The following is a 22,809-nucleotide window of genomic DNA, read 5'->3' as shown; positions in this document are numbered from 1 at the left end:
ACCACCAGGGCGAGCAGGACCCACCACGCGATCGACGACCCGATGGCCGCCGCGAGGAGCACGAGCGCGCCGACGACGACCAGCGCGGCGAGGATGAAGAACGACACGCTTGCGACGGTATGCCCGGGCCCGTCAGGACGCAGGTCCTGGCGATCCGGCCCGCGAGCGGGGCCGCTTCGCCACACTGGTGCGGTGACCGCGCAGGCCGAGCCCGTCTTGCAGGACGACTGGTTCGCGAGGCGACGACACCCCGGGAGCGGGGCCGCGGTCGCGGCACTGGCGATGGGTGCCCTGTGGTTCTCGCTGTGGCCCGTCGGAGCGGGGCTCGCCGTCCTGCCCGATGTCGCGGTGGTGGCCCTGTGGGCAGGGCTGCTGCCGCTGTCGGGCTTCGTCAGCCTGTTCGCGCTGGCGGCCGACCCGCACCGGGACCCGTGGCGATGGGTGGTCGTGGTCGCGGCGCGCGCCTGGGCGGTCCTCCTGTCCTCGGCCTTCGTGCTGTTCGTTCGGCACGGGCCGGGAGACCCGACGAGCGACGCCGAGATCGCCTGGGCCGCGCGACCGGCGTGGATGTTCTGGACTGAGTGGGGCGTGACCGCCGGGATCATCCTGCTGGTCGCCCTGGCAGCGGGGCTGACGGTCAAGCGACTGCCCCTGCACTCGCCGCGGCACCTGGCGGTGGCTCAGCCACCACCGCGACGGCCTGGCGGTGCCTGAGCCACCACTTCTCGCCCCGAAGTGGTGGCTGGGACACCGCTGGTCGCCGGTGGGCCACCGGGCGCCCGCACCTGACGAGCGAGCCGTGCCCCGCGTCCTCGCCGCGATCTCCTCGGCCACGACCAGCGGACGGCCGGCCGGGGTGCTCGCCGCGACGGCGCCGATCCGTCACTTCGGCAGCCCCCATCCGCTCGGAGGCGAGAGAATCTCAGGCAGGTGCGTCGGGCGGATGGGGACCGCCGAAGAACCGGATCAGCTCCCCGGTGACGACCCCGACGACGGTCAGGCCTGTGCGGCCGCCACGAAGGCCCGCACGTGGGCGAGCGTCTCCTCGGGGCCCTCGACGGCGAAGGCCGAGACGCCGAGGGACAGGACGGGGTAGTCGTTGCCGCCGGGCTCGAGACGGTCGCCGACGAAGTGCACCTGGTCGGGGGTGATCGACAGGATGCCGCACAGCTTGTCGATGCCGAAGGCCTTGTCGATGCCGCGAGCGGTGATGTCGATCGACGTCGAGCCGCCGCTGCGCACCTCGAGGGACGGGAGGCGCTCGGAGACGAACGCCCGCAGCTTCTCGCGCTTCTCGCCCGACGGGTCCCAGGCCTTCTTGGCCGCGACGGGGGCCTCCTGGCCGAGGGCCGAGAGGGTGATCTGCGAGCCGCGGTCCTCGATCCGGTCGCCCCACACCTCGTCGGCGTCGGACCACAGCCCGAGTGTGGCGGCGCCGTCCTCGAGGGCGGCGACGGCGTCGGCCTTCTCCTCGGCGGTGAGGTCGTGGGCGTAGACCTGGGTCCACGCGTCGTCCTGCCAGCGGTAGTAGCGGGTGCCACAGGTGGGCATCAGGTGAAGACGGTCGAACAGCTCGGGGCGGTCGAGGTGGGCGAGCACCTGGCCCTCGAACTGCTCCATCCGTCCGCCGGAGATGATGCACACCGGCACCACGGCGAGCAGGTCCTGCAGGGCCTGCACCATCTCGGGCGCCATCGTCGCCTTGGACTCGGCCAGGGTGTCGTCGAGGTCGAACGCCACCACGCGGGTGGTCGCGACGTCGGGCTGGTCGGCGGGGCTCATCGGTCCTCCATCGGTGCTCACAACGGTCCCCAGCCGACCGGGCGGTCGATCCAGGGCTTGCCCTCGTGCTGCAGGGCGTCGGCATCGGCGTCGACCATGATCGCGGCGAGCGCGGTGGCCTGGACGCGGGCCTCCCAGCCCAGCTCGCGCGCGGCCTTGGACGCGTCGCCGATCAGGGCCTGGGGGTCGGACGGGCGCAGGTAGCGCTCGTCGAAGCGGACGTGCTTCTCCCAGTCCAGGCCGGCGTGGTCGAACGCGGCGGCGGCGAAGTCGCGGACGCTGAACTGCTGGCCGGTGGCGAGCACGAAGTCGTCGGCGGCGCGGTGCTGCTGGATCGCCCACATCGCCTCGACGTACTCGGGCGCGTAGCCCCAGTCGCGGACGGGGTCGAGCGCGCCGAGGTAGACGTAGTCGTCGACGCCGGCGGCGATGCGCGCGACGGCGCGGCTGATCTTGCGGGTCAGGAACGACTCGCCGCGACGGGGTGACTCGTGGTTGAACATGATCGCGTTGGAGCAGTGCAGGCCGTACGTCTCGCGGTAGCTGCGCGTGGTCCAGTACGCGTACGCCTTGGCGATCGCGTGGGGCGAGCGCGGCGCGATGGTCGAGCCCTCGTGCTGCGGCGGCGCGGTGTCGCCGAACATCTCCGCGCTGGAGGCCTGCAGGAAGCGGCACTCGAAGCCGCCCATCCGGATCGCCTCGAGCAGCCGCAGGGTGCCGAGCGCGGCGACGTCGGCCGTCAGCTCGGGCTCGTCGAACGACGTGCGGACGTTGGACTGCGCGCCCAGGTTGTAGACCTCGTCGGGACGGACGCGGCCGAGCAGCGTCAGCAGTCGCGCCCCGTCGGTCAGGTCGCCGTAGTGCAGGAACATCCGCGCGTCGGGGTCGTGCGGGTCCTGCAGCAGGTGGTCGATGCGGGCCGCGTTGAAGCCCGACGACCCGCGCACCAGGCCGTGCACCTCGTAGCCCTTGCCGAGCAGCAGCTCGGCCAGGTACGAGCCGTCCTGGCCGGACACACCGGTGACGAACGCCTTGCGGCGCGGGGCGTCGGCCACGTCAGGGACGCCCGAGGGCGCGGTAGGTCCAGCCCGCGTCGCGCCACACGACGGGGTCGAGCGCGTTGCGGCCGTCGAGCATCCGCGGCTGGGCGACGATCTTGGCCAGCTGCGCGGGGTCGAGCTCGACGTACTCGCGCCACTCGGTGAGCAGCAGGACGATCTCGGCGTTCTGCGCGGCCTCGTCGACGGTCTCGACGTACTTCAGGTCGCCGAAGCGGGCCTGCGCGTTGGCGACGGCCTCGGGGTCGGTGACGGTGACGTCGGCGCCCTGCAGCTGCATCTGCGCGGCCACCGACAGCGCGGGCGAGTCGCGGACGTCGTCGGAGTTGGGCTTGAACGCGGCTCCGAGGACGGCGACCCTGCGACCGACGATCGACCCGCCGCACACCTCGCGGGCGAGGTCGACCATGCGGACGCGGCGCCGCATGTTGATCGAGTCGACCTCGGCGAGGAACGTCAGCGCCTGGTCGGCGCCGAGCTCGCCGGCGCGGGCCATGAACGCCCGGATGTCCTTGGGCAGGCAGCCGCCGCCGAACCCGAGGCCGGCGTTGAGGAACTTGCGGCCGATCCGGTCGTCGTGGCCGATCGCGTCGGCGAGCGAGGTGACGTCGGCACCGGTGGCCTCGCACAGCTCGGCCATCGCGTTGATGAAGCTGATCTTGGTGGCCAGGAAGCTGTTGGCCGCGACCTTGACCAGCTGCGCGGTCGCCTGGTCGGTGACGATCAGCGGCGTGCCCTCCGACAGCGGCGTCGCGTACACCTCGTCGAGGACCTCCTTGGACGTGGTGTCGCCCTCGGCGACGCCGTAGACCAGGCGGTCGGGGTGCAGCGTGTCCTTGACCGCGAAGCCCTCGCGCAGGAACTCGGGGTTCCACACCAGGGTCGCGTCGGGCTGGATGTCGTGCAGCTGCTCGGTGAGCCGCTCGGCGGTGCCCACCGGCACCGTCGACTTGCCGACGACGACGTCGCCGGCCACGACGTGCTCGGCGAGCGAGGTGAACGCGGCGTCGACGAAGCGCAGGTCGGCGGCGTTCTCCGCACGCTTCTGCGGCGTGCCGACGCAGACGAAGTGCACGCGCGAGCCGGCGGCGTCGGCCATGTCGGTGGAGAACCGCAGGCGGCCGGTGGCCATCGCCTCGGTGAGGAGCTCGGGCAGCCCGGGCTCGAAGAACGGCGCCCGTCCCTCGGACAGGGCGGCCACCTTGGTCTCGTCGGTGTCGATGCCCACGACGTCGTGGCCCAGCTTGGCCATGCACGCAGCGTGGACCGCACCGAGGTACCCGCAGCCGATCACAGAAAGTCGCATTCCCGCACCCTAGTCACCGTCGAGCGCCCTCAGCGACCTGTTGCGCGAGCCGCTGGTCACACCGTTGCCGCAGCCGGCGTGGCCCCTCCGGAGCGACCCGGGTCACACCCGCGACGCCCGATGTGACCTGCAGCATTACAGCAATTTGTCCGGACTCCTCCACCTGGAGGAGGAACGGAGAAAATTGGGTCGATGTGACATTAAATCTCGGTGCACGACTGCGATCTACTCGCGAGTCGGGGTTACGTTCGCCGTGGCCTTTCGGGAGGTCGCCCCCACTCCTCGACGTCCGACTCCCCCACGTCGCGACGCTTGCCCCCCACGTTCTGGAAGGACTTCAGATGACCTCTGACACCGATCTGATGAGCCGTCCCATCCCGCACGAGCACGCGTCGCACATGCACGCCGTCCCCGACGCCCCGCGTCAGGACGACACCGTGGTGCTCTCGATCGTCATGCCCGCCTACAACGAGGCGCGCACCATCCGCTCCGCCGTGGACCACGTCCTCGGCACCTCCTACCCGTGCGAGATCGAGCTGGTCGTCGTCGACGACGGCAGCCACGACGGCACCGCCGACCTGCTCGACGACATCACCGACGAGCGCCTCACCGTCACGCGCCACGTGCGCAACATGGGAAAGGGCGCCGCGGTGCTGACCGGCATCAGCGTCGCCCGCGGCACGCACCTGATGCCGTTCGACGCCGACATGGAGTACTCCGCGCACGACGTGGCCGCGCTCGTCCAGCCGGTCATCGACGGCCGCACCGACGTCGTCTACGGCACCCGCCTGTTCGGCCAGAACACGGTCTACCGGTCCTACCGCTACAAGTTCGGCAACCGTGCGATGACGTTCGCCGCGAACGTCCTGTTCGACAGCGCGATCAGCGACCTGCACACCTGCCTCAAGCTCGTGCCGCTGCCCATGCTGCGCAGCATGGAGCTCACCGAGCTCGGGTTCGGCCTCGACACCGAGATCACGGCCAACGTGCTGCGGCTCGGCGAGCGGCCGTTCGAGGTGCCGATCTCGTACCACTCGCGCTCGCACGCCGACGGCAAGAAGATCAACTGGCGCGACGCCGTCCGCTGCATCCAGGTGCTCGGACGCGTCCGCATGGCGCCCGACAACCAGGCCACCGCGAACGCCGTCCAGGAGCGGGCCTCCCGGGCCGCCTCGGCGCCGCGCTTCGAGCGCAAGGCCCAGAGCCTGCGCGGCGGCGGCTCCATGCCCGTCGCCGTCGCGGTGTCGCGCAGCGGCGAGGCCGCCGGCGCGTCGCGAGCCGCTGAGTGACCCGGGTCCTCACGCCCGGGCGCATCGTCCTGCTGGTGCTGCTGGCCGCGGTCCTGGTGGTGCCGGCCGTGCTGACGACCGACCGCGCCCAGGCGCAGCTCGGCGAGCTCGGCCTCACCGACCAGGGCACGGCCTTCACCGAGCTGTCGATCAAGCAGTACGCCGACCTCGCCCCGCTCGTGAAGACCAGGGGCGAGGTCGACTTCGACGCGCTGGTCACCAACCGTTCGGACGGCACGGCCCGCTACACGTGGTCCGCCACCGCCGGCCCGTCCGGGGACGAGAAGGTCGTCGACGGTGGCCGGTTCGAGCTCGCCGCCGGCGACACGACCGAGCTGCCCGTCAGCCTGCGCATCGCCGACTGCTCGCAGCGCAACCGCGTCGCGGTGAAGGTCAGCACCCCCGACCAGCGCTCGCCCGAGGTGCACTTCTGGGTGCTGCCGCGCGGGTCGGTCGAGAACGAGCAGTCCGGAGGACCCAGCTGTGTCGCGTCCTGACGTTCGGCTCGCGGTCGTCGCCGACGCCGTCGAGCCTTTCCACACCGGTGGCAAGGAGGCGCGCTACGCCGCGCTCCTGCCCCGCGTCGCCGGCCACGGCGTCACCGTCCAGGTGCACACGATGCGCTGGTGGGACGGCGAGCCGCCCACCGTCCCCGGCCTGACGTTCCGCGCACTCGGGCGCCGCTGGGACCTCTACGCCGGCGCCCGGCGCTCGATCTGGCAGGCCGTCGCGTTCGCCGGCTCGACCGTGCGGATGCTGACCCGCCGCTTCGACGTGCTCGAGGCCGACGCCATCCCGTTCCTGCCGCTGTTCCCCCTCCGCCTGGTCACCTGGGCGCGTCGCGCGCGCTTCGTCGTCACCTGGCACGAGGTGTGGGGCCGCGAATACTGGCGCTCCTACCTCGGCCCCCTCGGCGTCGTGGCCGCCGCGCTCGAGAAGCTGGCCGCGTCGCTGCCCGACCACATCGTCGCCGCGTCGGAGGGCACCGCCGAGCGGCTGCGCGACCTCGGCGTCGCCGCCGACCGGATCACCGTGGTCCCCAACGGGGTCGACCAGGCCGAGATCGACGCGGCGCCCGTCTCCGACACCGTCGGCGACCTGCTGTGCGTCGGGCGACTGCTCGCCCACAAGAACGTGCACGTGCTGCTCGACGCCGTCGCGATCCTGCACGAGCGCGGCCGCCCCGTCACGCTCACCGTCATCGGCACCGGCCCCGAGAACGAGCGCCTGCAGCAGCAGGTGGCCCGTCTCGGCCTGACCGGCCACGTCGAGGTGCTCGAACCGCTCGACGAGCGACGCCACCTGCTCGCCGCGATGAAGGGCGCCCGCGTGCTCGCGTTCCCGTCCGAGCGCGAGGGCTTCGGCATGGTCGCGCTCGAGGCACTCGCCTGCGGCACCCCGGTCGTCACCAGCGACCACCCCGACAACCACGCGCGGCACCTGGTCGCCGACGGCGTCAACGGTGCGATCAGCCCCGTCGACCCCGCGGCCCTGGCCGACGCCCTCGGTCGCACCCTCGACCACGCCGAGTCGTACCGCGAGGGCGCCCGCGCCACCGCGCGCGACTACTCCTGGGACGCGCTCGCGTCCACGCTCGCCAAGGTGGTGGTCCCGTGAGGATCGTCCTGATCAGCCCGCTCCCCCCGGCCCGCGACGGCATCGCCGACTACACCGCACGCCTCGCCGCGGCCTACCGCTCCGCCGGGCACGACGTCGCCGCGGTCACCGCGTCACCGCAGCCCGACGCCGCCTTCGCCCCCGTCCTCGGCTCGCTCACCTGGTCGCCGGTGGGCCTGCTGCGCCTCGCACGCGCCGTGCGCCGCTGGCGTCCCGACGCGGTGCAGGTGCAGCACGGCATCGCCACCTACGGTCCCCGGCTGCTCCCCCTGTGGGCGCTCGTGATGGTGTGCCGCGTCGCGGGCGTGCGCCTGGTGCTCACCCACCACGAGGTGACGCGCGACGTCGACCGCCTCGGCCTCCCCGCGCGCCTGTACTACCGCTTCGTCAGCAACCTGGCCGCCGTCGTGCACGTGCACACCGACAAGGCGCGCGACGTGCTCGTCGACGTCCTGCACGTGCCCGCCTCCCGCGTGCTCGTGATGCCGCACCCCGTGTACGACTCCCCCGCGTCCGACGTGTCCGGCGACGAGCTGCGCCGCCGCCACGACGTCGCCGACCGCACGCTGCTGCTGCTCTTCGGCTTCGTGCACGTCGAGAAGGGCCTGCGCGAGCTCGTCGAGGGCCTGGCGGTGCTCGTGCGCCGTGACCCGTCGGTCGCGGACCGCGTCCGCCTCGTCGTCGCCGGTGACGTGCGCCCGCGCCCGGCCGCCTTCGGCCGCTTCGAGCAGGCCGACCGCGACTACCTCGACGACGTCCGCGCGCGCGTCGAGGCGCACGGCCTCGGTGACGTCGTGGCGCTCACCGGCCACGTGCCCGACGGCGAGGTGAGCGGCTGGTTCGAGGCCGCCGACGTCGCCGTGCTGCCCTACACGCACTCCGAGCAGAGCGGCGTCGCCAACCTGGCCATCGCCGCCGGCGTCCCCGTGCTCGCCTCCAGCACCGGTGGCCTCGGCGAGCTCTTCGCGCGCGACCTGCCGACGTTCGCCGCCCTCGACCCCGAGTCGGTCGCCGACGGCCTGGCCCGGTTCCTCGACGCGGCGCCCGACGCCGGCGTCGTCGCCCGTTGCTACGCCGAGCTCACCGACGCGTCCAGCCCCGCCCGTCTCGCCGAGCTGCTCTCGCAGCGGCTCGGGGTCGGCGTCGAGCGCACCGGAGCCGCCGCATGAAGCCGCTCGTCACCGTGGTCGTGTGCAGCCTGAACGGCGCCGAGCTGATCGGCGACACGCTCGACGCCCTCGCCGCGCAGACGATCGCCGGCGACGTCGAGGTGGTCGTCGTCGACGACGGCTCCACCGACGGCACCGCCGACGTCGCCCGCGCGCACGGCGCGCACGTGCTGCGCCACGCCGCCAACGCCGGTCTGGCCACCGCCCGCAACACCGGCTGGACCGGGGCGAAGGCCGACGTCGTCGCCTTCACCGACGACGACTGCCGCCCCTCCCCGGACTGGGTCGAGCGCCTGCTCGCCGCGCACGAGCGCCACCCCGACGCCGCGGCCGTCGGCGGCACGCTGGCCGGCACCGCGCAGGACACCTTCACGCTGCGCTACCTCAGCCGCAGCAACCCGCTCGCGCCGCTGGAGTCGTCGCTGCTGCAGGACGACGGGTTCGTCCACCGGCTCACCCAGTACGTGCGCCGCTCGGCGTTCCCGCGCACCGCGTCGGGCGAGCGCGACGTCGCGTCGGTGGTGGGCGGCAACATGCTCTGGCCAGTCGCGACGCTCGAGGCCTACGACGGCTTCGACGCCCGCTTCCGCTTCGGCGGCGAGGAGGAGGACCTGTGCCGACGCGTCGTCCGCGGCGGCGGCACCCTCGTCTTCGCGCCCGACGCCGTGGTCCGGCACGAGTTCGAGCCCGGCCTCGGCGACACCCTGCGTCGCAGCCGTGCGTACGGCCGCGGCAACGCCCGCCTGTTCCGCAAGCACGACGGCCTGCTGCCGACGGTGTACCCGCTGCCGTTCGCGGTGGCCGGTCTCGTCGGCCTCGCGCTGCTCCGTCGCAGCCCGGCGACGGCGGTGCTCGCCGCCGCGCTGCCGGCCGGGATGTTCGCGCACTGGGTGGTCGAGGCCGCACGCTCCGGGGAGCCCGAGCTGCTGGCCTACCCGTACGTGCAGCTGGCCCAGGAGGCGTTCGGCAACGTCGGCGTCGCCCAGGAGCTGCTCACCACGCCCAACGCCTTCACGGCAGAGGGGGAGGTGGCCTGATGGCCGTGCTCGACCAACCGCGCCACACCGCCGGCGGTGACGCCGACACCGCGCACCCCGACGTGCCCACCAGCCGGCGTCGCTCCACCCGCGGCCCGTCCTGGAGCAGGCACGGCGGCGTCGTGCAGCTGCTGCTGGCCGTCGCCGCGTTCCACGTGGCGGTGCTGCTCCGCGACCAGCTGTCCGCGTCGCTGGTGTCGATCGCGTTCCTGCTCACCGTGCCCGGTGCGCTCGGGCTGCGCGCGATCGGCATCGCCCCCGGCGGACGCGGCCACGCCGTGCTCTACACGGTGGCCACCAGCGTCGCCCTGAACCTCGCGGCCGTCCTCGGCGTCACCGTCGTCGGGGCGCTGACCTCGCTGGCCCGCCCGCTCTCGACGCTGCCCGTGGTGCTCGCGGTCGACGTCATGGTGCTGCTGCTCGCCGCGATCGCGGTGCTGCGCCGCGACGCCGCACCCGTGCCCGTCCCCCGGACGGTCTCGCCGCTCACGGCCCTGCTGCTCCTGCCGGCGGCCATGGCCGCGGGCGCGATGCTGATCGAGAACCGCGACCAGCCGTGGCTCGCGTACGTCGCCCTCGTCGGGGCCGGCGCCGCCGTGCTGTGGGCCCTCCGTGCGGCCCGCGACGGTCACGACGGCGTCGTCGCGATGATCCTGTACTGCGTCACGCTGACGCTGCTGTGGTCGTACTCGCTGCGCTCCAGCGGTCTCTACGGCTTCGACGTGCAGCAGGAGTTCGCGGCGTTCCGCAACACCGCCGACGCCCTGCGCTGGGCACCGGCCGGCGGCGACCCCTACGGCGCCATGCTCAGCATCACCGCGCTCCCCACCGCGTGGTGGCAGGTCACCGGCCTCGCGCCGCTCGCGATCTTCAAGGCCCTGCTGCCCGCGCTGTTCGCCCTGTACCCGATCGGCGTCTACCTGATCGCGCGTCGCTGGGCCGGCGGCGTCGCCTCCCTCGTCGCGACGAGCGTCCTGTTCCTCACCTCGAGCATGGCCGGCCAGCTGCCCGCGCTGGCCCGCCAGGAGGTGGGGCTGCTGCTCTTCGTCGTCCTCGTGCTCGTCGCGTTCGACCGCGCGGTCGGACGACGTCAGGCCATGGGCCTGGTGGTCCTGCTGTCGGCGGGCCTGGTGGTCTCGCACTACTCCTCGGCCTACGTCGCGATCCTGTTCCTGGTGCTCGCCCGCGTGGTCGCCGCCGTCGTGGCGCTGCGCTGCGGACGCAGCCGCACGTCGGTGCTGACGCTGCCGATCGTCGCGCTGATCCTCGTGATGAGCGTGGTCTGGACCGGCCCGGTCACCGACTCCGGCAACAACGTGGCCTCGTTCGCCGACCGCCTGTCGAGCAACGGCCTGGCGATCCTGCCCAACTCCGGCGGCTCGGTGCTCTCCAGCTGGCTCGGCGGCAACACCGCCGCCGCCGCGACCCCGCGCGCCTACTTCGACGCGGCGCAGTCCGACTACGCCGAGGCCTACCCGTGGATGGCCGACACCCACTTCTCCCCCGGCGTGCAGGCCAACTTCCCCGCGGTCGAGTCCAGCCCCAGCAACTCCGGGCAGGTGCCGATCGTCAACCCCGGCTTCGAGGTCGTGCTCGTCGCCGTGCGTCAGCTCGCCAACGTCGGCGTCATCCTCGGCGCCCTCGGCATGTGCGTGGTGGCCTGGCGACGCCGCCGCGCGCCCGACGTGCTGGCCCCCGTGGTCGGCATGGTCGGCATCGCCGTGCTGATCCGGCTCAGCAGCTCGGTCGCGTTCTCCTACAACGCCGAGCGGCTCGCGATGCAGGCCGCCGCGCTGTTCGTCGTCCCGCTCGCCCTCGGGCTCGGCGTGCTCGGACGACGGCTCGTGCACGGCCGCGCTCGGGCGCAGCGGCCCGCGCGACGTCCGGCCCCGTGGCGACGCGGCCTGGCCGCGGCCGTCGCGATCGGCGTGGTGGCGACGGTCTACCTGGACGCGTCCGGCCTCACCGTGCGCGCCGTCAAGGGCGACGAGGCCGGCAACCTGTCGAGCCGCGGCGAGTACGCCGAGCGCTACGGCGTCGACGCCCAGGACCTCGCGGTGGCGCGCTGGGTGGACCAGCGGCGGCGCGACGACTCGATCATCTTCACCGACCGCTACGGCACGCTCACCCTGCAGTACGTGGGCGACCGCGGGTCGCGAGGACTCTTCCCCGACCTCGCGCCCGGCACGCTCGACACCCGCGCCTGGGTGTTCGCGTCCAGCAGCAACATCACCGACGGCCGAGCGAGGGGCAACGCCGACGGCGGGCTCCTGCAGTCCACGTACGAGTACCCCACCGGGTTCCTGGACACCTACAAGGCCACCATCGTCGACACAGGATCAGCGAGGGTCTACTCATGACCGACGTCAGCATCGTGATCATCAGCAAGGACGAGCGCTTCCTCGACCACACGCTCCGCGACCTCGCGGAGCACGAGTCGCGCTACACCCACGAGGTCGTCGTCGTCGACGCCTCCGACGGCCGCCTCGGCGACCTCGCGGTGGCCCACCCCGACGTCCGCTGGGTGCACTTCGAGAAGTCGCCCAGCAACACCAAGGCCATCACCATCCCCGAGCAGCGCAACGTCGGGATCCGGGAGGCCAAGAGCGACGTCATCGTCTTCACCGACTCCGGGTGCCGCCCGCAGCCGGGCTGGCTGGACGCGCTGGTGACGCCGCTGGTCGAGCGCACGCAGATGGTCACCGTCGGCGCCCACCAGAGCGTCGTCCCGAGCCCGTACAACCGGGTGGCGCACGTCGACGGCCCCGTCCGCGAGGCGCCGACGCTGAACTTCGCGTTCCGCCGCGAGGTCATCGACCGGATCGGCTGGTTCGACGAGGACTTCTCCTACTGCTCCGACGCCGACTTCTGCTGGCGCGTCAACGACGCCGGCATGGACGTCTGGTCGATCGCCGACGCGCTCGTGCTCGTCGACTGGGAGCGCGGCAAGCGTCAGCACCGCCGTTCGCGCCGGTACGGCGCCGGCCGTGCCCGGCTCTACGCCAAGCACCCCGAGCGCCTGGCCTCGATCCTCAAGCACGACCCGATCATGGTGGCCTACCCGGTCTTCCTGCTCGGGCTGCCGCTGGTGCGCCGCTTCCCGCTGTACCCGCTGCTGCTGCTCATCCCGCTGTGGCGCGCGCGTCGCGACAAGCCGGTGGGCATCGTCGTCGACCACCTGCACTACGGCGCGGGCGTCCTCGGGTACCTCACCCGGGTCTCCCCGTGAGGGCGGTCGCCTTTCCTCGGGACACCAACCCCTACCAGGACCTGCTCCACGGGGCCCTGGCCCACGAGGGCGTGCGCGTCGACTACCTGCCGATGCCCACGCCGTCGCGGACGCTCAACCTGCTGCTGATGCCGGCGGTGCTCGCGGTGCTGCGCCTGCGCGGCGTCCGCGTCCTGCACCTGCACTGGGTCTTCGACTTCGAGATCGGCGGCACCGACCGCGTGCCGGCCCTGCGCCGCGTCGCGCAGGCGTGGTTCGGGGTCGTGCTGCGCTGGTCGCAGCTGATCGGCGTGCGCGTCGTCTGGACCGCGCACAACATCCTCCCGCACACCCAGGTGTTCCACGACGACCGTGCCGCCCGCGCCACGCTGCTGCGCACCGCCAGCCACGTCCTCGTCCACGACGCCTTCGTCACCGGCGAGCTCGCGCAGCTGGTCGCACCCGACGCGCTGCCCCCGGTCAGCGTCGTGCCGCACGGCCCGTTCGACGAGCACTACGACGTCGACGTCGACCGCGTCGCCGCGCGGGCCCGCGTCGGCATCGCGCTCGACCGCCGCGTGCTCGCGTTCGTCGGACGCGTGACGCAGGAGAAGGGCGTCGACCTCCTGCTCGAGGCGTTCACCCAGCTGGTCGACGACGTGCGCGACGCCGGCGAGCGTCCGCCGCTGCTGGTGGTGGCCGGGCGCTGCGACGACCCCGCGCTCGTCGGCCGGCTCCACGACACGGCCCGCGCCGTCGGGGGCGACCTGCACCTCGACCTGCGCTTCCTTCCCGACGCCGACCTCGCCGACCTGGTCGCGGGCGCGGACGTGCTCGTCCTGCCGTTCCGCAAGGTCACCACGAGCGGTTCGGCACTGCTCGCGATGGGCTTCGCCAAGCCGGTCGTCGTGCCCGACCTGCCGCCGTTCGCCGACGTGCCCGACGACGCCGTCCTGCGCTTCGCCGCCGGCGACGCCAAGGACCTCCGCGAGACCCTGCTCGAGGCCACCACGCTGACGCCGGGCGACCTCGGGCGCCGTGGCGCCGTCGCCCAGGAGTGGGCCGGCCGCGCCACCTGGCCCGACGCCGCGCGCTCCACCGCCCGTGCCTACCGCGACGCCGTCGCCGGCGGGAGGCGACGATGAGCGAGTCGCTGCCGATCGTCGTCGACCCGCCCCTGCTCGACGACGTCCGCCGCACGCCGGTGCAGAAGGCCGTGCTCGGCGCGGCGCTCGTCCGGGCGCAGCTGACGATGCGGCTCAAGGGGATCGGCCACGGCCAGTGGCCCAGCTTCGTCGGCCCCCGACCGTTCCTGTCCGTCGACGGCGAGATGAGCGTCGGCGACCACTTCGCGGTCCGCGCCCAGCAGCTGCGCGCCTCGATCGCGGTGGAGGCCCCGGCCCGCCTGACGATCGGCGACGACGTGTTCGTCAACCAGGGCGCCGTCATCCACGCACGCACGCAGATCTCGATCGGCTCACGCGTCCGGATCGGCGACCTGGTCTCGGTTTGCGACACCGACTTCCACGAGGTCGACCCCGGCGGCGGCATCCGGTCCGAGCCCATCGTCATCGGTGACGACGTGTGGATCGCACGCGGCGCCGTCGTCCTGCCCGGCTCGTCCATCGGCGACGGCGCGGTCGTCGCGGCCGGGTCGGTCGTCCGCGGCGACGTCCCGCCCTGGACGCTCGTCGGCGGCGTCCCCGCCAAGGTCATCCGACCCATCACGTCACGAGGGAGACGCCGATGAGCGACGTCCGCCGGGTGCTGTTCGTCGACGGGCTGCGCGGCCTCGCCGCGAGCTACGTCGTCATCTCGCACTGCTGGAGCACGGTGTTCCCCGCCGCCCTGGCCATCCCCACGCCCACCGTCGTGATGACGGCGTGGATGGGGCTCGGCCGGTACGCCGTGGCCCTGTTCATCGTGCTGTCGGGCTACTCGCTCGGCCTGGTGCTGTGGCGCCACGAGGGCCGCTGGCCCGGCGGCGTCGTCGCGTTCCTGCGCGGACGGTTCCGCCGCATCGTCCCGACGTACTGGGCCGCGGTCGCGATCGCGTCGGCGCTCGGCCTGACGGTGCTGTCGCAGCCGATCGGCACCCTGTGGGACGGCGCGATCCCCATCCGCCCGTCCGGCCTGATCACCCACGGGCTGCTCGTGCAGGACGTCTACTGGGCGGGCCCGGCCGGGAGCACGGCGTTCTGGTCGCTCGCGATCGAGTTCCACATCTACCTCGCGCTCGCCGCCGTCCTGGTGCTCACGCGGCTGCGGATGGGCTGGTGGCCGGCGCTGTTCGCGCTGGCCGGCGTGCTCACCGTCGCCGGGGCCCTGGTGCCGGGGAACGCGGTGCTCGGCGTCGTCGCTGGCATGCAGCCGGGTCTGTACGGCCTGTTCGTCCTCGGTCTGGTGGCCGCGCGCCTCGCGCTGCACCCCGACGCCGACGCGCGTCGTCGCTTCCACCGGTTCCTCGGCGTGGCCGGTGCCGTCGGCCTCGTCGCGGCGGCCGCCACGTCGATCGACGCCCTCGACCCGGTCGCACCCGTCCACGACCTGTGGTTCGGGCCGCTCGCCGTGTACGCCGTCAGCCGGCTGTCGGCCGCCGGCTCGTCCGGCCTGGCCGCGGCCGTGGTGCGCACGCTCGGCCGCCCGCGCCTGGTGTGGCTGGGCACCATCTCGTACAGCCTCTACCTGACGCACGCGTTCGTCATCGAGATCGTCTTCCGTGCCGTGACGGTGCGTCTGGGCGAGCCCGGACCGGCGATGCTCGCCGTGCAGGTGCTCCTCGGGCTGGCCGCCAGCATCGCGTTCGCCGCGCTGTTCTACCGCGTCGTCGAGCGCCGCTTCGTGTCCCGCGCGCACGACCGCGCCGGCACGGTGGCCGTCCAGCGTCGGCGTCTCGCGCTGAGCTGGCGCCGTCGCCCGTCCGCCGCCCCGACCACGGAGCCCGTCCCGTGAGCCTGCTCGACGCGGTGCGCTCCCGCGCCGGGGCGTCGCACGACATCCCGCCCGGCACGATGCTGCTCTGGCTCGCCCGGGTGGGCGTGCTGCAGAGCCTCTACCACTCGGTGCGCGCGCGGGGCGTCGTCCTCGTCGGACGCGGGTCGCGGCTGCGGGTGGCCCGCTCGGCGACGCTCGACCTCGCCCCCGGCGCCATGCTCCTGATCGGCCTCGCCCACGACGTGCCCGGCGGCGCGTCGGTCCGGCTGCGTCCGCGGGCACGGATGCGCGTCGGCGGCCGCGTCCAGGTGATGCGGCGCTGCGACGTCTACCTCGGCTGGGGCGCCCGGCTCGAGATCGGCGACGGCACGTTCCTCAACGACGGCTCGTCGGTGGTCTCGCACGGGCACGTCGCGATCGGCAGCGGCTGCGCGGTCTCGTGGGGCGTGCGGATCATGGACACCGACGTCCACACCCTGGTGCGAGCCGACTCGCTCGTCGGCCCCCACACGGACGTCGTCCTCGGCGACCGCTGCTGGATCGGCGCCGACTCCTCCGTGCTCAAGGGCGTCCGCCTCGGCGACGGGTGCGTGGTCGCCGCCCGCAGCGTCGTCACCCGCTCGGCACCGGCGGCCTCGCTGCTCGCCGGCACTCCGGCGCGGGTGCGCGACTCCGACGTGGAGTGGGTCCGGTAGCGCGTGGCTCGTCTGCGCTCCCTGGACGGCCTGCGCGGTGTCGCGATCCTGCTCGTCATCGTCGCCCACGCGGCGTCGGCGGCGCTGGACCCCGACGACACCGGGCTCGTCGGCGCCGTCGGCCGTCCGGTCGGGCAGCTCGGCGTCACGGTGTTCTTCGTGCTCAGCGGCTTCCTGATCACCGGCATCCTCGTCCGTGAGCACGACCGCACCGGCACCGTCTCGCTCCGCGCGTTCTACCTGCGCCGGACGCTGCGGATCTGGCCCGCCTTCTACGTCTTCCTCGCGGTCGTGGGCGTGCTCGCCCTCGTCGGCGCGGTGGCCGTCTCGGGCACCTCGCTGCTCGCCGCCGCCACGTTCACCTACAACTACGTGAGCTCGGCCGACTCGTGGTGGGTCGGCCACACCTGGTCGCTCGCGGTCGAGGAGCAGTACTACCTGCTCTGGCCCCTGGCCCTGCTGTTCCTCTCGCGCCGACGCGCCGCCTGGCTCGCCGCCGCCGTGGTGCTCGCCAGCCCGCTGCTCCGGACGGCCACCTGGCTCCTGGTCCCCCACTCCGCCGAGGGCCAGGTGCCCTTCTACTTCCACACCCGCGCCGACGCCCTCGCGCTCGGCAGCCTGGTGGCCCTCGCCCCCTCCACGTTCCCCTCGGCCTGGACGCGCGTCGTCGCGGTGCTGCGCCGGCCGGTCGTGACGGTCGCCGCCCTCGCGGCCTTGCTGGCCCATGTCGTCGCGTCCGTCGTCCTCGCGGTGCCGTACGAGATGGCCGCCGGCTACTCGCTCACCGCGGTCTGCGCGGCCACCGTCCTCGTCGCGGCCGGCCCCGGCGGCAGTCCCGCCGTCCAGCGAGCCCTCGCCATCCGCCCCCTCGTCCTCGCCGGGCTCGTCTCGTTCAGCTGGTACCTGTGGCAGCAGCTGTTCCTCACCGACCTCAACACCACCTGGACCGGCACCCCCGGCCTCGACGTCGCCTGCTCCCTGCTCGTCGCGGTGCTCTCGTACCGCCTCGTCGAGCAGCCGTTCCTGCGGTTGCAGCAGTCGTCGCGGCGGCGCGAGCGCGTCGCGGTCTGAGCTGCGGCGGCGGTCAGCTGCGCGCGGAGACGACCTGCAGCACGGCGAGCACGGCGACGACCGCCACCAGGATCAGCGTCGACACGATCGTCGTGCGCCGACGTCGAGCCCGCTGGGCCGGTGACAGCACCAGGGGCCTGGTCCAGCCGATCCACATGAGCACCACCCCCGACGCCATCGCGGCCCAGACCAGCACCCCCAGTGGCACGCCGCGTGAGGTCGGAGCGCCAGGTCCGCGAGTGGCCGCGGGGTCAGCCGAAGCGCGGGACCGCCACCTGGACGGTCCAGAGGACGAGCGAAAGGGCGGCGAGGGCGAGCAGGACCCAGACCGTGACGCGTCGGCGACGGGTGCGCTCCTCGGTCCAGCGCACCGTCCGGCGCGTCCACCCGAGGTAGACCACGACCACGCCCGCCAGCGCCAGCGTGACCGCCGCGGAACCACCCAGGACGAAGCCGGCGTCGCGGCGAGAGACGACGAGCACCACGAGCGCGATGGCGAGGTAGACAGCGCCGACCGCGAGCCCACCGGGATTCGCCGGACGCGCACCGATGGGCATGCCGACGAGTGTGGCAGCGGGCGGACGCCCGAGTCTCAGGATTCGCGATGCGGAAATGCCCGGGCGTCAGGTTCACAATCGCGTCGTCAGTCCGTGGGCGACCTCGAAGACCTGGCCGGTCGGTGAGGTCCACCGGGTGGTGCCCGGTGCGGTCTTGATCGCTCTCCACCGGCCGTGGGTCTTGACGCGGTGGTGGTAGCGGCAGAGCAGGTGGGTGTTCTCTGACAATGTGGCCCCGCCGCTGTCGTAGGGGACGACGTGGTCGACGTCGGCCCGTTTGGCGACGCGGCGGTCGCAGTACGGGAACGCGCAGGTGTCGTGCTGAGCCAGACGCAGCTGCTCACGCAGCCGGGGCGGCGCGACGTAGCCGGTGGCGGTGATCTCCGCTGCGAGGTCGATGACCGGCTTGACGGTCACGTTGCCGTGGCCGACCAGGTGCTCGGCCTCGGTCTGGTCGATCGCGCCGACGTTGTCGGCCGACCAGGTGCCCGTGGCCTGGTCGAGGTGCACGTACAGGACGGTCTGTGCCAGGCCGGGGTGGACGACCAACCGTCCGAGCGCCTCGGCGCGGCGGACCTGGCGGGGGCGGGTGTCGTCCTCGGTGTCGGCCATCTCGGTGGCGATGTCCTCGACGGCCTGCTCCAACCGCTCGGCGACCTCCAAGGACAGGCGCCCGGTGAGGTCGGCGGTGCCGTCGAGGCCGTGCTGGACCCACAGGAACCGCTGCGACAACGCGTGAGTGGTGCGGGCCTCGGCACTTTGGTCGTCGACCTGGTCCAGGTGGTCGTACTGGGAGATCACCTGCTGCAGCTTCGACCTCGTGATCCGGGCGATCGGCGGCTTCACACCGTCGCGGGCCGGGTTGGCCAGGCGGCAGTCGACGATCCGGGCAGTGGTCTCGGACAGGCCGCGGGTGCCGGCGGCGACCATCCGCACCTTCCAGCACTCGGCCACCCCGGACTCCAAGCACTCGAGCAGGTGCGGGAGCCGATACACCAGCGACAGCGCGTCGGCGAGCAGCGACTGCGCCGCCGACGCGGACAGGCCGAGCGTGGGGCCGAGGTCGGCGGCCAGGAACTCGGGCACCGCCGGCGACCCGGCACCACCGAGCTGGACCATCTGCTCCTGACCGGGCAGCACGGACACAGGCCCGCGCTGCGACCTCGTCCGACCCACCGCCCACGCCGCGACACCACGGAAGCGAGCAGCCTCGAGACGCGAGATCTCGGCGCTGACGTCGATGACGTCGGCGAGCTCCTCACGTGCGTCGAACCAGACTTCTGCGGCCATGAACTGAACCTAGCGGGACCCTCCGACAGTCTGTTTTCGCCGCTACCGCGGGGATCTGAGCGTGCGTCAGGACATCGGTGACGCCTGGGCGTCACACACGCTGGGTCACCTCGCCGAGTCCCCCCGGTCAGTTCCGCCATCACACGCAGCGTCACGACCGCCGTACGTCCGATCGGCGCGATGGCACCGGTCCGTCTGCACCGAGCGGCGCAAACCCGGTGCCGAGTGGCGCAGAACCGGGGTCGCCGCCGGCGTGTCGCCCCGACTTTGCGCCACTCGCGAGTCCTGAGGCGAGGGCGATCGCGGCACCCGCGGAACGGCCCGACACCCCGACCTACGACCCGACCGACAAACCCCACAGCCGGTCGCGGACGAGGTCGACGACCTCGGGGGCGCCGTCGTTGAACTTCCGCGCGAACAGGTACTCGCGCTCGCCGTAGGCGTCGACGGGAGGGTGGTCGACGAAGGCGGCCAGCTCGTCGACGTGGCGGGGGGCGATCTGGGCGGGACGCGGGAGGTCGCCGTCGGGCCGGAAGTCGTGGTACTGCAGGGACGGCCGGCAGCGCGACAGGAACGACGAGCTGCCGATCAGCGTCTGGAAGTAGTGCTCGTCGACGCAGAACGAGCGGCGCATCAGGCGGACGTACTCCGGGCGCGCGTCGGTCTCGCGGAGCACGTGGTCGACGGCATCGGCGGTGAAGGTGAACCAGGGGCTGCCGCACCACGGCTGCAGGCCGCCGAGCGCGCGCTTGTACGGGCGGGGCAGGCGCAGGTGGACGGCGAGCACCAGCCGGTGCAGCCAGGGGTGCTTGCGCGGGTCGTGCTCGAGGTAGGGGTGGGAGATCCGCGAGAGCGGCTTCTCCATCTCTACCGACGGCATCGGGACGAGGCTGAGGTACTCCGCGCCCGGGTGCGCGGCCAGGTGGGCGCGCAGGCCGGCGACGCTGCGCAGCGGGTACGCGTCGCCGCTGACGAGCCAGTAGTGGTCGGCGTCGGGCACCTCGCGGCGCGAGGTCCGCAGCAGGTTGAGCATGGCCTGCACCGTGCTGAACCCGGCCCACCGCACGCGCACGCGCTCGGCGACGAAGTGCGCGTCGGGGGCGGCCCTCCGGAACGGCGCCTCGTCGACCTTGCCGTCGACGTGGACGACGACCGCGTCGCCCTCCTCCCCCAGCGCCTCGACGAGCCGCGCGAGGTGGGCGGGAGCGGCGTGCGTCAGCACCATGAAGCAGATGCGGGGGCGGGCCACGTCAGACGTCGACACGCTCGCGTCCCCTCCACGGCACGGCCGGGTCGTTCTTGAGCGCCAACCACGCACCGAGGCAGAACAACGACGCGTTGGCGACCTCGCCGACGATCCAGATGAAGCCCAGGCTGGTCAGGTCGGTCATCACCGTGGCGGCCAGGGCCAGGACGATGGCGGCGTTGATCGCGTTGACGATCGCGATCCAGCCGACCTTCTTGTAGATGTTGAGCACGGTGCCGGTGACGTAGTTGGTGGCGATCAGCACCGTGGACGCGAGCATCAGCCGCAGCGCGGGGGTCGCGTGCTGGTACTCCTCGCCGAAGATCAGCAGGATGTGCGGCGCCGCCACGTAGAGCACGACGACGACGGGGCCGACGCCCAGCAGGATCAGCCGGCTCGCGCGCTTGAGGTGGGCGAGCATGTTGGCCTCGTCGCTCGACACCTCCGCGAGCAGCGACTGGCTCACCGACTGGCACACCAGGAACACGAAGGTCGCGATCATCATCGCCATGTACCAGTAGGCGGCCTCGCTGGCGCCGAGCCGGGCGGTGATGATCAGCGGCAGCAGCATGGTGGGCAGGTTGCCGATCAGGTCGGACGCGTAGCTGCCCAGCGAGAAGTGCCACTTGCCCTGCATGTCGCCGAAGCGGGGACGCGCGCGCCAGTCGTGCCCGAGGCGCGTCAGCAGGACGATGCCCACCAGGCACGAGACGACGAGCGACGCGACGTGCGCGCCGAAGACGCCGAGCGAGCCGGCGCCGATCAGCGTGAAGGGCAGGACGACGCGGCTCAGGCCGCCGATGAAGTTCTCGGTGAACGTCCGGTCGGCCGCGCGCCGGGCGATGAAGACGTTGTCGATCATCCCCTTGAAGCTGGAGATGAAGCCCGCGAGCACGAACAGCACGAACGCCGCCGGCCCCAGCGTCACGACGCCGAACACGGGCAGCAGCACCGCCACCACGATCGACACCACGATGCTCGTCATGCTGACGAACGTGAGCATCGTCGAGATGGTCACGCTCTGGTTCGGGCTGGCGGCCAGGAACCGCACGACGGTGCGCGTCAGGCCCAGGCTCGCGACGGACGCGACCAGGCCCGCCGCGGAGATCAGCGCGGTGGCGTAGCCGACCTCGGCCGAGGGGTACAGGCGGGCACAGATGGTCCAGAAGACGAACCCGAAGCCCGACGTCACCGCGGCACTGGCCGACAGGAAGAACGCGTTGCGGAACAGCGACTCGGTGACGTTCTCGGTCACGGTGCGCCGCATCTCGGCCAGGCGGCTCACGCGGTGGAGCCCCTGGCCGCGGACGGACGTCGGGAGCGCCGCAGGGTGGGGATGGCCATGGCTTTCACCCTAGGGGCGGAACGGACGTTTACAGCCACCCCGCAGGCCCGGTGCGACGGGACTCACGCCCCACCTGACCCAGATGGCGGAGGCCGCCGTCGGTTACCGCCGGGTCACTCCGGACGCGCGCCGAGCAGCGCCCGGTACTCCGCCAGCGAGTCGGGGTTCTCGCGCAGGTTGCTCGGGCTGTCGGACTTGTTCCAGTAGCCCTGGTACATCGTGTCGTTGGCCTTGACGAAGGCCAGCATGTTGCGGACGAACGCCGGGTCGTCGCCGGCGCCGCCCACGTCGCGCGCGGCCAGGCCCCACTCGGGGACGCTGATCGGCTTGTCGTGGCGCTGGGCGAACGCGAGCACGCTCTCGAGACCGCCGGGCTGCGTGCGCTGGTACGTCCAGCGCTCGGGCTGTGACTGCGGGGCGTCGTCCGGCACCCGGTCGTAGAAGTCGGCGCCGATGACGTCGACCACGTCGTCGCCGGGGTACCACTGCTCGAGCGGGACGACGGGCGGGCCGGCGGCGACCGTCAGGTCCATGGTGAAGCTCGACCCGGGCGTGGACTTGAGGATCCGTGCGGCGCGCGCCCAGTACGTCGCCCAGTCACGGCGCTGCTCGGTCGTCGAGCCGATGTCGTGCTTGAACCAGTCGCCGTTGCCCTCGTGCGCGAGACGGATCACCGAGCCGCCGAGGCCGGAGCGGACGAGGTTGCGTCCGAGGGTCTCGAAGTAGTCGTCGTACTGCCCGGCCGCGCCGCGCTCGCGCCAGTCCCACGGAGCCCCCTCGGGGATCAGCGTCTGGGCGATCACCAGGGTGCGGGACGGGTCGCGCTGCACCCACTTGTCCCAGCGGAAGTCGTCGTCGCCGTGCACGGTGAACCAGGGCTCCTCGACGCCCTGCCAGCTGGTCGCGTTGTCGTTGAACACGAGCACGCAGTCGAAGTCGACGCCCATCAGCTCGGAGTCCTTCGCCACCTGGCTCACGTGGTGCGAGGTGTAGACGCAGGAACGCGCGGCCTTCTGAGGACGGGGGTCGTCGCCGCCGGGCAGGCTGCAGGCGGTCGTCACCAGCACCAGGGCGAGGGCGAGCGGCACGAGCGCGCGGTGCGGCACGGACGGACCCCCAAGACGGCGCGGACGACGGACGTCCCCGACCCTAGGGGCGACGTCCCGCACACCGGGGACCACGACCGCGAGGGCTTGGTCACAGGG

General features: G+C 72.8%; 22 protein-coding genes. 13 read left to right on the top strand and 9 right to left on the bottom strand.

Annotated features, from left to right (window positions below; translation table 11 throughout):
* Positions 1-192: 192 nt before the first annotated feature.
* Positions 193-714, top strand: a complete 522-nt coding sequence (locus ACI6PP_RS10100; protein WP_421111307.1) for a hypothetical protein — start codon at positions 193-195, stop codon at positions 712-714.
* Positions 715-996: 282 nt separating this feature from the next.
* Here the strand turns inward: ACI6PP_RS10100 and ACI6PP_RS10095 are convergent, their stop codons facing one another.
* Genes ACI6PP_RS10095 through ACI6PP_RS10085 form a run of 3 tightly spaced genes read right to left on the bottom strand, consistent with a single transcriptional unit; the run spans position 997 to position 4,146 of the window.
* Positions 997-1,782 (bottom strand): HAD-IIB family hydrolase, encoded by a 786-nt coding sequence (locus ACI6PP_RS10095; RefSeq protein ID WP_421111305.1) that lies wholly within the window; start codon positions 1,780-1,782, stop codon positions 997-999.
* A gap of 17 nt (positions 1,783-1,799) precedes the next feature.
* Positions 1,800-2,837 (bottom strand): GDP-mannose 4,6-dehydratase, encoded by a 1,038-nt coding sequence (locus tag ACI6PP_RS10090; RefSeq protein WP_421111304.1) that lies wholly within the window; start codon positions 2,835-2,837, stop codon positions 1,800-1,802.
* 1 nt (position 2,838) lies between these two features.
* Positions 2,839-4,146, bottom strand: a complete 1,308-nt coding sequence (locus ACI6PP_RS10085) for a UDP-glucose dehydrogenase family protein (RefSeq protein ID WP_421111302.1) — start codon at positions 4,144-4,146, stop codon at positions 2,839-2,841.
* 341 nt (positions 4,147-4,487) lie between these two features.
* On the opposite strand from ACI6PP_RS10085, the gene ACI6PP_RS10080 reads away from it, so the two are divergent.
* The 12 genes from ACI6PP_RS10080 to ACI6PP_RS10025 are packed head-to-tail and all read left to right on the top strand — an operon-like array spanning position 4,488 to position 17,166.
* Complete coding sequence (locus ACI6PP_RS10080; RefSeq protein WP_421111300.1) at positions 4,488-5,435, top strand: glycosyltransferase family 2 protein; 948 nt, start codon at positions 4,488-4,490, stop codon at positions 5,433-5,435.
* Positions 5,432-5,932, top strand: a complete 501-nt coding sequence (locus ACI6PP_RS10075; RefSeq protein ID WP_421111299.1) for a hypothetical protein — start codon at positions 5,432-5,434, stop codon at positions 5,930-5,932. The genes ACI6PP_RS10080 and ACI6PP_RS10075 overlap by 4 nt, the downstream gene beginning before the upstream one ends.
* Positions 5,919-7,052 carry a glycosyltransferase family 4 protein gene (locus ACI6PP_RS10070; protein WP_421111297.1) on the top strand — a complete coding sequence of 378 codons (1,134 nt, stop codon included), beginning with the start codon at positions 5,919-5,921 and terminating at the stop codon, positions 7,050-7,052. The genes ACI6PP_RS10075 and ACI6PP_RS10070 overlap by 14 nt, the downstream gene beginning before the upstream one ends.
* Positions 7,049-8,221 (top strand): glycosyltransferase, encoded by a 1,173-nt coding sequence (locus ACI6PP_RS10065; RefSeq protein ID WP_421111295.1) that lies wholly within the window; start codon positions 7,049-7,051, stop codon positions 8,219-8,221. The genes ACI6PP_RS10070 and ACI6PP_RS10065 overlap by 4 nt, the downstream gene beginning before the upstream one ends.
* Positions 8,218-9,258, top strand: coding sequence for a glycosyltransferase family 2 protein (locus tag ACI6PP_RS10060; RefSeq protein ID WP_421111293.1), 1,041 nt, complete (start codon positions 8,218-8,220; stop codon positions 9,256-9,258). The genes ACI6PP_RS10065 and ACI6PP_RS10060 overlap by 4 nt, the downstream gene beginning before the upstream one ends.
* Complete coding sequence (locus ACI6PP_RS10055; protein ID WP_421111292.1) at positions 9,258-11,618, top strand: hypothetical protein; 2,361 nt, start codon at positions 9,258-9,260, stop codon at positions 11,616-11,618. The genes ACI6PP_RS10060 and ACI6PP_RS10055 overlap by 1 nt, the downstream gene beginning before the upstream one ends.
* Positions 11,615-12,487 carry a glycosyltransferase family 2 protein gene (locus ACI6PP_RS10050; RefSeq protein WP_421111290.1) on the top strand — a complete coding sequence of 291 codons (873 nt, stop codon included), beginning with the start codon at positions 11,615-11,617 and terminating at the stop codon, positions 12,485-12,487. The genes ACI6PP_RS10055 and ACI6PP_RS10050 overlap by 4 nt, the downstream gene beginning before the upstream one ends.
* On the top strand, positions 12,484-13,611 hold the full coding sequence (locus ACI6PP_RS10045) for a glycosyltransferase family 4 protein (protein ID WP_421111289.1): 1,128 nt from the start codon (positions 12,484-12,486) through the stop codon (positions 13,609-13,611). Before ACI6PP_RS10050 ends, ACI6PP_RS10045 begins: the two co-directional genes overlap by 4 nt.
* Entirely contained in the window at positions 13,608-14,216 is a 609-nt protein-coding gene (locus tag ACI6PP_RS10040; RefSeq protein ID WP_421111287.1) for an acyltransferase, read from the top strand. Before ACI6PP_RS10045 ends, ACI6PP_RS10040 begins: the two co-directional genes overlap by 4 nt.
* Complete coding sequence (locus ACI6PP_RS10035; RefSeq protein ID WP_421111285.1) at positions 14,213-15,418, top strand: acyltransferase family protein; 1,206 nt, start codon at positions 14,213-14,215, stop codon at positions 15,416-15,418. Before ACI6PP_RS10040 ends, ACI6PP_RS10035 begins: the two co-directional genes overlap by 4 nt.
* Entirely contained in the window at positions 15,415-16,095 is a 681-nt protein-coding gene (locus tag ACI6PP_RS10030) for an acyltransferase (protein ID WP_421111283.1), read from the top strand. The genes ACI6PP_RS10035 and ACI6PP_RS10030 overlap by 4 nt, the downstream gene beginning before the upstream one ends.
* A gap of 3 nt (positions 16,096-16,098) precedes the next feature.
* Positions 16,099-17,166: an acyltransferase family protein gene (locus ACI6PP_RS10025; protein ID WP_421111282.1), complete on the top strand. Its 1,068-nt coding sequence runs from the start codon at positions 16,099-16,101 to the stop codon at positions 17,164-17,166.
* Positions 17,167-17,179: 13 nt separating this feature from the next.
* Here the strand turns inward: ACI6PP_RS10025 and ACI6PP_RS10020 are convergent, their stop codons facing one another.
* From ACI6PP_RS10020 to ACI6PP_RS09995, 6 genes are all read right to left on the bottom strand, one after another.
* Positions 17,180-17,374, bottom strand: a complete 195-nt coding sequence (locus tag ACI6PP_RS10020) for a hypothetical protein (RefSeq protein ID WP_421111280.1) — start codon at positions 17,372-17,374, stop codon at positions 17,180-17,182.
* A gap of 43 nt (positions 17,375-17,417) precedes the next feature.
* Positions 17,418-17,723 (bottom strand): hypothetical protein, encoded by a 306-nt coding sequence (locus ACI6PP_RS10015; protein WP_421111278.1) that lies wholly within the window; start codon positions 17,721-17,723, stop codon positions 17,418-17,420.
* Positions 17,724-17,795: 72 nt separating this feature from the next.
* Positions 17,796-19,013 carry an HNH endonuclease gene (locus tag ACI6PP_RS10010; protein ID WP_421111277.1) on the bottom strand — a complete coding sequence of 406 codons (1,218 nt, stop codon included), beginning with the start codon at positions 19,011-19,013 and terminating at the stop codon, positions 17,796-17,798.
* 334 nt (positions 19,014-19,347) lie between these two features.
* Entirely contained in the window at positions 19,348-20,277 is a 930-nt protein-coding gene (locus ACI6PP_RS10005) for a beta-1,6-N-acetylglucosaminyltransferase (protein WP_421111276.1), read from the bottom strand.
* The gene (locus ACI6PP_RS10000) at positions 20,264-21,544 is read right to left on the bottom strand and encodes a lipopolysaccharide biosynthesis protein (RefSeq protein ID WP_421111275.1); all 1,281 of its coding nucleotides are present in this window, start codon (positions 21,542-21,544) and stop codon (positions 20,264-20,266) included. The genes ACI6PP_RS10005 and ACI6PP_RS10000 overlap by 14 nt, the downstream gene beginning before the upstream one ends.
* 173 nt (positions 21,545-21,717) lie before the next feature.
* Positions 21,718-22,710, bottom strand: a complete 993-nt coding sequence (locus ACI6PP_RS09995; RefSeq protein ID WP_421111274.1) for a glycosyl hydrolase — start codon at positions 22,708-22,710, stop codon at positions 21,718-21,720.
* Positions 22,711-22,809 lie beyond the last annotated feature (99 nt).

It is taken from the genome of Solicola agrisoli, from assembly GCF_049059935.1.
Lineage (GTDB): Bacteria > Actinomycetota > Actinomycetes > Propionibacteriales > Nocardioidaceae > JAURVT01.
Note: the sequence above shows the minus strand (reverse complement) of the source record. Positions and strands in the feature narration are given on the sequence as shown.